Consider the following 11547-nt stretch of genomic DNA (forward strand, 5'->3'; position numbering starts at 1 on the left):
TGCACAGTCCCCACCCGTCGCGGCGCAGCTAGCCCTTGACGGCGTCCTTGAGCGAGACGCGGGCTCCGGTGCGGAGGATGGAGTTGCTGTAGATGCGCGAGCTGACCCCGACGAGCAGCAGGATCGTCACGAGGACGATGGCCAGCGACACGAACGGTTCCCACCAGTCGGCCCCGCCCATGAACAAGCGCACCGGCATGCCGACCGGCGCGGAGAAGGGGATGTAGCTCATGATCGCGAGCACGCGCTCGTTGTCGAAGAAGAAGATGACGAGGAAGAACGGGATCATGACGAGCATCATGACCGGGCTCGTGACCGACCCGATGTCCTCCTGTCTCGACACGAGGGAGGCGGCCCCGGCGTACATGGTCGCGAGCAGCACGAATCCGAACGCGAAGAGGACCGGGAACCAGAGGAGCGACGACCCGAGGTCTCCGAGGAGGATCTCCTGCCCGGTGGCGAACATCGCGATTGCGACGAGGACGAGGGTGACCACGACGGTGCCGATGGCGAGGATGCTGTTGCCGAGCAGCTTGCCGGCGAGCAGGATCCGTGCCGGGACCGTCGCGAGCAGGATCTCGACGATGCGGGTCTGCTTCTCCTCGACGACGCTCTGCGCGATCGTCGTGCCGAAGGTGAGTGCGCTGACGTAGAAGACCATGCCGAAGCCCATGGCCACGAGGTACCCCAGCACATTGAATCCGCCGTCGTCGTCGGGGGTGCCGAGCAGCTCGACGGTGGGCGCTGAGGAGAGTGCCTGCACAAGGTCGGCAGGGGGCTCGGAGAGCGCGATGACGGTGAGCCCGACGCCGCTGCCGCCGCCGGGCACGACGGCGGCGTCGACCTCCTCGTCCTGCACGAGCTGTTCGGCGGCGCTCCGGTCGGCCACCTCGGTGACCGCGAACCCTCCGGCTTCGAGCGCGGCGGCATCGAGCGGGGCGGCATCGACGGTGGCGCTGTCGTCGGGAACCATGGCGACGCTGGTGGATGCGGGTTCGTCGCCGACGATCTGCGAGGCGATCCCTCCGCCGACGACCCCGGCGAGGATGACGAAGATGAGGATCGACATCGAGACGATGAAGGCCTTGCTGCGGAGTCGGGTGGTGATCTCGCGCTGACCGATGATCCACATGGCGCGCGCCGCGGTCGGCGCGGTCGCACCTTCCGGCAGCGAAGACCCCGGTGACGCCGGCGCCGACGAGTTCCCCGTGTCCTGGTTCGCGTTCACTGCACGACCTCCCTGAATATCTGAGCGAGGGTCGGAGTGACCGGGCTGAAACTGCGGACGGCAGCGCCGGTACCCGCTGAGGATCGCTGCACCGCTTCCGTCAGGACGCGCTGGGCGGCGTCATCGGAGTCCGCGGCGAACCTCGTCGTGAGCGGGGTCGATGACGACCGGAGGTCGACGCCTGGCACGTCGGCGATCCAGGAGGTGACGGCGCTCGCGTCGGCGTCGCCGTGGACCCCGCTCGCGTCGAACACGATCTCGAACTCATGGTCCGAGTGGTCGGCGCGCAGGTCTTCCCGCGACCCCGCGGCGAGGATCCGTCCGTCTCCGATGACGACCACGTCGTCGCAGAGGCGCTCCACGATGTCGAGCTGATGCGAGGAGAAGAGGACCGGTGCACCGCGATCGGCGTAGTCCCGCAGTACGCCGAGCACGACCTCGACGGCCATCGGGTCGAGGCCGGAGAAGGGCTCGTCGAGGACCAGCGCGACGGGATCGTGGACGAGGGCAGCGGCGATCTGTGCCCGCTGCTGGTTGCCGAGCGAGAGGCTCTCGAGGGTGTCGCGCCCGCGCTCAGCGAGACCGAGTCGTTCGAGGAGTTCTGAGGCCGACTTCGTCGCGGCGTGGGCTGTCATGCCGTGGAGCCGCCCGAGGTAGGCGAGTTGCTCGAGCACCTGCATCTTGGGGTACAGCCCCCGCTCCTCTGGCATGTAGCCGAAGCGGGCGCGATCCTGCCTGCTGATCTCGCGGCCGTCGAACCGCACCGAGCCCCGGTCGGCCGACAGGACGCCGAGGATGATGCGCATGGTGGTGGTTTTGCCCGCACCGTTGCCGCCGACGAACCCGGTCATGCGTCCGCCCGCGACGTCGAAACCGACATCGTCGAGCACCAGGCGATCACCGAAACTCCGCGACACTCCGTGTACCTGGATCATTCGGTTCCTCCCCTGGATGACCTCCAACCTATCGAGGTTCGCGTGCGCCCCGCATCCCCTTGGCGCCGAGCCTGAGCGCGACGCCCCACGCGAGCACGCCGACGAGCGCCTCCCAGACGATCCCGATGGTCATCTTGGAGTGACCGCTCGCCCGCTCCACGAAGGTGATCGGCACTTCGGCGAGCTGGTGCCCCGTGCGCTCGAGGGTCCACGCGAGTTCGACCTGGAACCCGTACCCGCGCGACGTGATCTCTTCGAGCTCGAGCCCTGACAGGGCGTCCACGCGGAAGACGCGATACCCGCTGGTGATATCGCGCAGCCTCGAGCGCAGCGCGACCCGGGCGACTGCGGTTCCCGTGCGCGAGATGGCGCGCCGGTATCGCGGCCAGCCGACGATGCGGCCGCCGGGGATCCAGCGCGACCCAATGACGAGGTCGGCGTTCGATGCGAGGAGGCGGGGGAGCTCCTCGGGGAGGTGAGAGCCGTCCGCGTCCATCTCGATGACGCGCTGATAGCCGTCAGTGATGGCGCGGCGGAAACCGGCGACGTAGGCCGTTCCGAGGCCGAGCTTGTCTTCTCGGTGCAGGACGGAGATCCGCTCGTCGGCAGCTGCGAGTCGATCGGCGAGGGCTCCCGTGCCATCGGGGCTCGCGTCGTCGACGATCAGGATCCGCAGAGCCGGTGCCACCCGGAGCAGCCTCGCGACCACATCGCCGAGCGAGGCGCGCTCGTTGTAGGTGGGCAGCACCAGCAGGGCGTCCGCGCCCATGCGTTCGGCGTCAGGACTCACGTGGCTGCTCACACCCTCCATCTTGGCGTACGGCGGCATGCGGTGGCTGTGCGCCCGTCAGCCTAAGCTCGTGTAGTCCTCCTTGATGGTCTGCAGGTGCGTCCACGTGGTCGTCCGGATGACTCCGGGAAGCCTGCGGAGGCGCTCGACGCCCTCGAGCAGCGCCATCGATGTCGCACCCGAGATGGTGGCGATGGCGTCGAACTCCCCGACGGACTCGGCGGCGAAGTCGACGGCAGGGTCGCTGCGGAGCGCGTCGGCGACCCTGTCGCCGCCGGCGCCGATCCCGATCCCGACCCCCATGAGCATGCGCGCGCCCCGGCGGCCGCTCGCCTCCACGACGCCGATCTTCAGCACGCGGGAGTCGAGCAGGCGACGCAAGCGCATCCGCACAGCGGAGGGGGAGAGTGACACGGCATCGGCCAGCGACCGGAGGCTGGCGCGGCCGTCGGTGCGGAGCAGGCTGATGATCCGGGTGTCGATGCGGTCGAGCGTCACCGGTGAGAACGTGTCGTGGGCGATCGCACCCCTGAGTACGCGGGAGTAGATGAGCGTGGAAAGCTTCGCCACCGACGGGAGTTCACGGAACTCGCGGAGCAGATGCTGGAGGTCCTCGTGCGTGCGCACCCTGGCCTCCATGACGCAGTGGTACTGGCCGGACACGGCGGAGACGAGGACGATCTCGTCCCGGTGCCGTGCGTACTCGGTGACCTCGGTGATGGAGGTGTGGCAGGCGATCGAGATGTGCGCGATGACGGTGAGCCCGAGGTATCCGGGGTTCACGGCGGCCGTGACTCGGATCGCCTCGGAATCGATGAGTTCACGGAGACGCAGAGACACGGTCGCGCGCGTCTCGTGGACGGTCTCCGCGAGTTCCGAGACGCTCGCGCGCGGTGCGGCGTGCAGCGCCCGGATCAGTGCGGCGTCCGGGCCGTCGCCGCGCACGTGCACGGCTCCAGGGGTGTGAGCGAGTGTCATGTGTCAGCAGTTTCTCTCAGAACGGCGGCGCACGGGTCGTATGACTGCACGCGAGATCGTGTTGCGCGATTTCGAGTGTACAGAACGGTGGCCGATTGCGGTGAGAGCCGCACGATCGATTGCGCGGGTTCGCTGTGCGGGCGTACATTGACGGGGTTCAGAACCACACCCTCTGCTTGCAGAGCATCACGCAGGAGAGCCGATGCGCAAACTCGCCTTCACCCGAGCCCGCGAAGACCGGGCGCCGCTCATCGTCACCGCCAGTGCGATCCACGCGCTCGACGAGACCGGTTCGCGACCCGAGGCATTCCTCGTGTTCGAGGACCGGGTCCGTCGTCTCGGCTCGCTCGAGGAGTGCCGCGAGACCGCGTCGACGCTCAGTCCGCGAGAACCCGAGATTCGGGACTTCGGCGATGCGGTCGTCGTGCCCGGCTTCATCGACGCGCACGCGCACCCCCTGATGCTCGGCCAGATGATGAGCTGGGTCGACTGCGGGCCCGAACGCGCCGGATCGATCCCCGAGATCGTCGCGCTGCTGCAGGAGGCGGCCCGCGAGATTCCGGCGGGGCGCCCGATCCGCGGCTACGGCTACGAGCAGCGCAACCTCGCCGAGCAGCGGCACCCCACCCGTTTTGAGCTCGACGAAGTGGCGACCGATCGCGAGGTCTACCTCATGAACGCTTCGGGGCACGGGGGCGTCGTCAACAGCTACACCTTCGAGCTGCACGGCGTCACGCGGGACACCCCGAACCCGCAGGGCGGCGAGTTCTTCCGCGACGGAGACGGTGAGCTGACGGGGGAGCTGTCGGACGCCGCGTGCAACGTGCTGACCGGCCTCGAGGGTGTGAAGATCGGGCACCACGGACCGAACTTCCACCTTGCGGACGAACCGGAGGAGCACCGTCGTCAGCTCGCAGCGGCCCAGGAGAACTTCCTCGCCGGCGGAGTCACGACGATCGGCGACGCCCAGGTGAGCCGGCGCGAGTTCGACATGTACCTCCGTCTCGCCGACACCGACGACCTCAAGGTGCGCGTCAGCATGTACCTGCTGTCGCACCTCCTCGACGAGGCGATCGAGATGGGCCTCCACGGCCAGTTCGGCAACGAGCACCTGAGCTTCGCCGGCATCAAGTTCTACTCCGACGGCACGCTCGGCGGCTGGACGGCGTACTTCCCCGACGGCTACGTGGGGGACCCCTGCCGCACCGGTCAGCTCTACCACGACCCCCGCGACTACACCGAGCTCATCAAGAAGGCCCACCGCGTCGGTCTGCAAACGGCCACGCACTCGCAGTCGCCCACCGCGCTCGAAATGGTGATCGGCGCGATCGAGGAGGCGCTCGCCGAGCGCCCCGACGCCGACGCCAGGCACCGCATCGAGCACTGCGGCCTACCGACGCCCGAGCAGATCGAGCGCATGGCGCGCTCCGGCATCTACCCGGTGAACCAGCCGCAGCACCACTTCAACTGGGGCGAGGGCGTGGAGCAGGCCATCGGCACCCCGGGTGAGCGCTTCAACCCGCTCGGCGAGTTCGAGCGGGCCGGGGTTCCCGTCACCATCTCGTCGGACGCACCCGTGGCAGATCCCCGTCCGATGGAGGCGATCCAGGCCGCCGTCTCCCGGGTCACCCGCCGAGGCACGCAACTCGGACCCGAGAGCCTCGGCGTCTCGGTCGATACGGCGCTCCGTGGACACACCATCTCAGCGGCGCGGGCGCTTGGACGCGAGGACGACCTCGGCTCCATCGAAGCAGGCAAGCGCGCCGACTTCGCGGTGCTCGCCGCGGACCCGTACCGCACGCCGGTCGAGGATCTGGCGAACGTCGCCGTGCTCGAGACCTGGGTCGGCGGCGAGCGGGTCTACGCGCGCGAAGCCTGACGCTCTTCCGGAACGCCGACGGGCCCGCCACCGCAGTCAACTGCTGGTGACGGGCCCGTCGGCGTTCTTCGAACTACGCTGCGTACCGCTCGCGGAGCGTCGCGCCCAGGTTCGCATCCACGTTCGTCCAGTACGTGAAGAACTGCTCACGGACGCGGTCGACCGTGATCGACTGCGCCTGGCCGAGGAGCACGTCCTGGATCCCGGCGCGCTCCTCATCGGAGAAGACCTCGCGGTACAGGATGCCGGCCTGCACGAAGTCGCCGTCGTCCTCGCGGAGCGTGTAGGCCGCGCGCACGAGCTCGCCATCCGACTCCCAGCTCGCCTCGATTCCGGCCTGCGGGTCAGCAACGGGGCCGCCGGCGGGACCGTAAGAGTTCGGGTGGTACACCCGCTGCTCCGCCGGCGGGAAGTGGTACTGCATGTGACCCTCGTGCATGTAGTTGTGCGCTTCGGTCGCGTGCGGCTGGTTTACCGGCAGCTGGTTGAAGTTCGAGCCGATCCGGTGACGGTGCGCGTCGTTGTAGGAGAACACGCGGGCCGTCAGCATCTTGTCGGGGGAGATGCCCGTGCCCGGCACCTGATTGCCGGGCGAGAACGCCGCCTGCTCGATCTGGGCGAAGAAGTTCTCCGGGTTGCGGTTCAGCGTGAACGTGCCGACCTTGATCCGGGGGTAGTCCTTCTTTGACCAGGTCTTGGTGAGATCGAAGGGGTTGTAACGGTAGGTCTTGGCCTCTTCGTAGGGCATGATCTGCACGTAGACGTCCCAGGCGGGGTAGTCGCCGCGCTCGATGGACTCGAAGAGGTCGCGGCGGTAGTAGTCCGCATCCTGCCCGGCCATCTGCTCCGCCGCCTCGGGCGACATCGGCTCGACTCCCTGCTGGGAGATGAAGTGGTACTTGACCCAGAAGCGCTCGCCGTCGGCGTTGATCCACTGGTAGGTGTGCGACCCGTAGCCGTTCAGGTGGCGCCAGTTCTTCGACAGCCCTCGGGGGCCCATGAGGTAGGTCACCTGGTGCGCCGACTCGGGGGAGAGGGTCCAGAAGTCCCACTGCATGTCGGGATCGCGGAGCGCTCGGTCGCCGAGGCGCTTCTGCGAGTGGATGAAGTCGGGGAACTTGATCGCGTCGCGGATGAAGAAGACGGGGGTGTTGTTGCCCACGATGTCGAGGTTGCCCTCGGTCGTGTAGAAGCGCAGGGCGAAGCCGCGAACGTCGCGCCAGGTGTCGGGGGAGCCCTGCTCACCGGCAACCGAGGAGAAGCGGAGCAGCGTCTCGCTCTTCGCGCCCGGCTGGAACACCGCGGCGCGGGTGTACTGCGACACGTCCTCGGTGACGACGAACTCGCCGAACGCTCCGCCGCCCTTGGCGTGGGGGTTGCGCTCCGGAACGCGTTCGCGGTTGAAGTTGGCGAGCTTCTCGACCAGGTAGCGGTCGTGGAGCACGGTGGGTCCGTTCGGGCCGACGGTGAGCGAGTGCTCGTCGCTCGCGATCGGCGTACCGGTCTGGGTGGTGGTGATCTTCTGCTCGGACATGGAGGCCCTTTCGTTGCGTGCAGTTCGTGGTTCCCCACCTTAGCGCTTTTTTGAGTCGATCAAAACAACATCTGATGAACCCTGGGTGTTCGACCGGTGCGCGCTCCGAAGTGCCCAGATTCCCCAGCCAGCGCGCACAGACCCTTGCTAGGCTGGGGAGCTGTTACATTTCTGCAACCTCTCCCGTGTGCGCGAAATCCGGCGCACGGGCCGGCGCAACCGTACAGGAGAGACCACGTGGCGACAGTTCTCGAGAAACTTCTTCGTGTAGGTGAAGGACGCACGTTGAGGAAGCTCCAGCGGCAGACGAAGCTCGTCGCCGCGCTCGAAGAGTCGTTCGCCGACCTCACCGACGAGGAGCTCCGCAACGAGACGGTGGAGTTCCGCGAGCGTCTGGAGAAGGGCGAGACGCTCGACGACCTCATGCCCGAAGCCTTCGCAGCCGTGCGCGAAGCGGCGAAGCGGACCATCGGTCTACGCCCCTTCGACGTGCAGATCATGGGCGGAGCGAACCTCCACCTCGGCAACATCTCCGAGATGAAGACCGGTGAGGGCAAGACCCTCGTCGCGACCCTGCCGGCGTATCTCAACGCCCTCGCGGGCAAGGGTGTGCACATCGTCACCGTCAACGACTACCTGGCGACCTACCAGAGCGAGCTCATGGGGCGCGTGTTCCGCGCGCTCGGTATGACGACCGGCTGCATCGTCGCCGGTCAGGATCCGAAGGAGCGGCGCAAGCAGTACGCCGCGGACATCACGTACGGCACCAACAACGAATTCGGCTTCGATTACCTGCGCGACAACATGGCGTCGTCGGCCGAGGACCGGGTGCAGCGCGGCCACTTCTTCGTCATCATCGACGAGGTCGACTCGATCCTCATCGACGAGGCCCGTACTCCGCTCATCATCTCGGGGCCAGGCGCCGGAGAGGCGAACCGCTGGTTCGCGGAGTTCGCGCGCCTCGCGAAGCGGTTGAAGCCCGACGTGGACTACGAGGTCGACGAGAAGAAGCGCACCATCGGCGTGCTCGAGCCCGGCATCGAGAAGGTCGAGGACTACCTCGGCATCTCCAACCTGTACGAGTCGGTCAACACGCCGCTCATCTCCTTCCTCAACAACTCCATCAAGGCGAAGGCGCTCTTCACGCGCGACAAGGACTACGTCGTGCTGAACGGCGAGGTCCTCATCGTCGACGAGCACACCGGCCGAATTCTCGCCGGCCGCCGGTACAACGAGGGCATGCACCAGGCCATCGAGGCGAAGGAGGGCGTGCAGGTCAAGGCTGAGAACCAGATGCTCGCCACCGTGACGCTGCAGAACTACTTCCGCCTGTACGACAAGATCTCCGGCATGACGGGTACTGCCGAGACCGAGGCGAGCGAGTTCATGTCGACCTACAAGCTCGGCGTGGTTCCGATCCCGACCAACCGCGAGATGATCCGCAAGGACCAGCCGGACCTCGTCTACAAGAACGAGGAGGCGAAGTTCGCGCAGGTCGTCGAGGACATCGCTGAGCGCCACGAGAAGGGCCAGCCCGTGCTCGTCGGCACCACGAGCGTCGAGAAGAGCGAGTACCTCTCGCGTCTGCTCGCGAAGAAGGGCGTCCGCCACGAGGTGCTGAACGCCAAGAACCACGCGCGCGAGGCCGCGATCATCGCGCAGGCAGGTCGCTTCAAAGCCGTCACCGTCGCCACGAACATGGCCGGTCGCGGTACCGACATCATGCTCGGCGGCAACGCCGAGTTCCTCGCGGTGCAGGAGATGGCCTCGCGGGGACTGTCGACCACCGAGACGCCCGACGAGTACGAGGCGGAGTGGGATGAAGTCTTCGCGGCCGTCAAGGCTGCAGTGAAGGAGGAGGCCGACAAGGTCACCGCCGTCGGCGGCCTCTACGTGCTCGGCACGGAGCGCCACGAGTCGCGTCGCATCGACAACCAGCTCCGCGGTCGATCGGGCCGTCAGGGTGACCCGGGTGAGAGCCGCTTCTACCTCTCGCTCGGCGACGACCTCATGCGCCTCTTCAACTCGGGTGCCGCACAGGCGCTGATGAACCGCGAGAGCTTCCCCGACGATCTCGCGATCGAGTCGAAGATGGTCACCCGCGCGATCCAGAGCGCGCAGTCGCAGGTCGAGACCCGCAACGCCGAAATTCGGAAGAACGTCCTGAAATACGACGACGTGCTCGACCGCCAGCGCAAGGCGATCTACGGCGACCGTGCCCAGATCCTGGACGGCGAGGAGATCGAGCCTCGCGTGGAGGCCTTCCGCGAGCAGGTGATCGACGCGATCCTCGATTCGCACGGCACCGACAGCGACTGGGATTACGACGCGCTGTGGGGCGACCTGCAGCAGGTCTACCCCGTGGGCATCACGATCGACGAGCTGCTCGCCGAAGCCGGATCCAACCAGGTCAGCCGCGACTTCTTGCGCCGCGAGATCCTCTCCGATGCGATCGTCGCGTACGAGAAGCGCGAGGAGACCCTCGGCAGCGAGGCGATGCGCGAGCTCGAGCGCCGCGTCGTGCTCACCACCATCGACCGCCGCTGGCGCGACCATCTCTACGAGATGGAGTACCTGCGCGAGGGCATCGGCCTCCGCGCGATGGCGCAGCGCGATCCGATCATCGAGTACCAGCGCGAGGGCTACCAGCTGTTCAACGCGATGATGGGACAGATCAAGGAGGAGTCGCTCGGACTGCTCTACAACCTCGAGGTGCAGGTGCGCCCGGCCGAGGGGCCCAAGGATCACGTGCACCTCGAGGGCGGCGGCCTCGACGAGTCGACCGCTCCAGACGAGGCGAAGCTCAGCTTCACGGCCCCCAGCGAAGACGGCGGTACCGAGGTGCGCAACGCCGAGGGCAAGTCGCAGGGCGGCTCCGCGACGAAGGCCGGGAAGAAGGGCGCCAAGAAGGCCGGTGCGCAGGCCCAGGCGCGTCAGGCCCAGGCGGCTGCGTCCCAGCAGCGCGGCGCGTTCGGCCAGAACGGCGAGAGCGCACCCGAACCGCAGAACCGCGCACAGCGGCGCGCCCAGAAGTAGCATGACCGGCGCGCCGCTCCGTGGCGCGCTCGACGGAACCACCGGAGACCCCATGGCAAACGAGAATTCTGCCCGACCGACGAAGACGGAACGGCGACAGCAGGCGCGCGAGCAGGCACGATTGGCCCGCGAGCGCGAGCAGAAGCGGGAGAAGCGCAACAAGCGCCTGATCCAGGGCAGCATCGTCATCGGCGTTCTCGCCGTGGTCGCGGTCATCGCGCTCGTGCTGACGCAGACCTTGAAGCCCGCAGGGCCCGGCCCGGAGAACATGGCCTCGGGCGGTGCGGTGTTCGGCGCAGACCTCGAGGTCCAACCGTCTGCCGCGCTGCAGCCGGACCAGACGCGGGAGTACCCCGAGGTCAACCGGGAGGAACTGCCGCTCGACATCTCGCTCTACGTTGACTACATGTGCCCAGGCTGCGGCAACTTCGAGCAGACCTACGGCACCATGCTCGAGAACTACGTGGGCGGCGGCGACGCGACGCTCCGCGTGTACCCGCTGAACTTCCTCGACAACCGCTCGCAGGGCACCAATTACTCGACCCGTGCGGCCAACATGTTCGGCTGCCTGGTCGAGGAGCAGCCCGATGTGGCGTTCGCCGTGCACAACCGTCTGCTGAGCGCCGAGGTGCAGCCCCAGGAGGGCACCGCTGGCCTGACCGATGACGAGCTGCTCGAGCAGGCCGAACTCGCCGGGGCCGAGATCACTCCGGAGCTCGAGAGCTGCGTGAGCGATAAGCGGTTCTCCAGCTTTATCTCGTCGAACACGAAGGCCGTCACCGAGCAGGGCCTGCTCGGCCTGGCCGAGGGTGCGCAGATCGCGGCGGGCAACCAGCTGATTCCTGCCGACCAGCCTCAGACGCTCAGCCAGACGCCGACCGTGATCGTGAACGGTGAGCAGTGGGTGCAGTCCCGCGACGGCGACCTCGAGGCCTACCTCCTCAAGGTCAAGAGCGAGGTCGAGCAGCAGCAGCTGAAGAACAGTCAGCCCGACGGGTCCTCCGAGTCGGAGTGACGCTAGACTGTTCCGGGATCGGGTGCTTCGGCGCCCGGTCCCATCCGCCGGCTTAGCTCATCTGGTAGAGCAGCGATCTTGTAAGTCGCAGGTGATCGGTTCGAGTCCGATAGCCGGCTCCAATAGCGTGTGACGCCTCTCGCGCAGGAGTA

General features: G+C 67.4%; 8 protein-coding genes and 1 tRNA gene. 4 read left to right on the top strand and 5 right to left on the bottom strand.

Going from position 1 to position 11547, the window contains the following annotated elements; translation table 11 throughout:
• Positions 1–28 precede the first annotated feature (28 nt).
• Genes K8P10_RS02085 through K8P10_RS02100 form a run of 4 tightly spaced genes read right to left on the bottom strand, consistent with a single transcriptional unit; the run spans position 29 to position 3931 of the window.
• Positions 29–1228, bottom strand: coding sequence for an ABC transporter permease (locus K8P10_RS02085; protein WP_224780160.1), 1200 nt, complete (start codon positions 1226–1228; stop codon positions 29–31).
• Complete coding sequence (locus K8P10_RS02090) at positions 1225–2163, bottom strand: ABC transporter ATP-binding protein (protein WP_224780161.1); 939 nt, start codon at positions 2161–2163, stop codon at positions 1225–1227. The genes K8P10_RS02085 and K8P10_RS02090 overlap by 4 nt, the downstream gene beginning before the upstream one ends.
• A gap of 28 nt (positions 2164–2191) precedes the next feature.
• Positions 2192–2965 carry a polyprenol monophosphomannose synthase gene (locus K8P10_RS02095; protein ID WP_370631934.1) on the bottom strand — a complete coding sequence of 258 codons (774 nt, stop codon included), beginning with the start codon at positions 2963–2965 and terminating at the stop codon, positions 2192–2194.
• A 45-nt stretch (positions 2966–3010) separates the two neighbouring features.
• Positions 3011–3931: an Lrp/AsnC family transcriptional regulator gene (locus tag K8P10_RS02100; protein WP_224780162.1), complete on the bottom strand. Its 921-nt coding sequence runs from the start codon at positions 3929–3931 to the stop codon at positions 3011–3013.
• Between the two features lie 202 nt (positions 3932–4133).
• Between K8P10_RS02100 and K8P10_RS02105 the strand changes: the two genes are divergently transcribed.
• Complete coding sequence (locus tag K8P10_RS02105; RefSeq protein WP_224780163.1) at positions 4134–5810, top strand: amidohydrolase; 1677 nt, start codon at positions 4134–4136, stop codon at positions 5808–5810.
• A 73-nt stretch (positions 5811–5883) separates the two neighbouring features.
• On the opposite strand, the gene K8P10_RS02110 is transcribed toward K8P10_RS02105, so the two are convergent.
• Complete coding sequence (locus K8P10_RS02110; RefSeq protein WP_224780164.1) at positions 5884–7344, bottom strand: catalase; 1461 nt, start codon at positions 7342–7344, stop codon at positions 5884–5886.
• Positions 7345–7581: 237 nt separating this feature from the next.
• On the opposite strand from K8P10_RS02110, the gene secA reads away from it, so the two are divergent.
• The 3 genes from secA to K8P10_RS02125 all read left to right on the top strand — a co-directional run bounded on the left by secA (position 7582) and on the right by K8P10_RS02125 (position 11517).
• On the top strand, positions 7582–10380 hold the full coding sequence (gene secA / locus K8P10_RS02115; RefSeq protein WP_224780165.1) for a preprotein translocase subunit SecA: 2799 nt from the start codon (positions 7582–7584) through the stop codon (positions 10378–10380).
• 1 nt (position 10381) lies between these two features.
• A complete protein-coding gene (locus K8P10_RS02120; protein ID WP_224780166.1) occupies positions 10382–11395 on the top strand; it encodes a thioredoxin domain-containing protein in 1014 nt (337 codons plus the stop codon).
• Positions 11396–11441: 46 nt separating this feature from the next.
• Positions 11442–11517, top strand: a tRNA-Thr gene (locus tag K8P10_RS02125).
• Positions 11518–11547: the final 30 nt, after the last annotated feature.

It is taken from the genome of Leucobacter sp. Psy1 (assembly GCF_020096995.1).
GTDB lineage: Bacteria > Actinomycetota > Actinomycetes > Actinomycetales > Microbacteriaceae > Leucobacter.